The following is a 322-nucleotide window of genomic DNA, read 5'->3' as shown; positions in this document are numbered from 1 at the left end:
GTTTTACCCGAAGGCGCTGTGCTAACCGCAAGGAGGCAGGCGACCACGGTAGGGTCAGCGACTGGGGTGAAGTCGTAACAAGGTAGCCGTAGGGGAACCTGCGGCTGGATCACCTCCTTTCTAAGGAAGAACCTTAATGGAAACGCTCACTCCCTCATCTTCGGATGAAATGGGGAGCCTCTGCCTTTCGGTTCTCTTGGAACAAGACGGAAGAGAGTCACTCTTACCGTCGTGCATACCTTAAGCGGGTCTGCCGCCTTCGTTTCTCTTTCTTCGCGAATGACTTTGACTTGCGCTCGCGCGCCGCATCGCACCCTTTGGG

At 55.9% G+C, this 322-nt stretch carries 1 rRNA gene; it reads left to right on the top strand.

The window, feature by feature from the left end:
• Positions 1 to 120 (top strand): 16S ribosomal RNA (locus EOC94_RS33940); the annotation flags it as partial.
• Positions 121 to 322: the final 202 nt, after the last annotated feature.

The organism is Mesorhizobium sp. M6A.T.Ce.TU.016.01.1.1, assembly GCF_003997065.1.
In the GTDB taxonomy this organism is placed as follows: domain Bacteria; phylum Pseudomonadota; class Alphaproteobacteria; order Rhizobiales; family Rhizobiaceae; genus Mesorhizobium; species Mesorhizobium mediterraneum.
The sequence above is the reverse complement of the archived record's forward strand: the minus strand, read 5'-3'. Positions and strand labels throughout refer to the sequence as shown.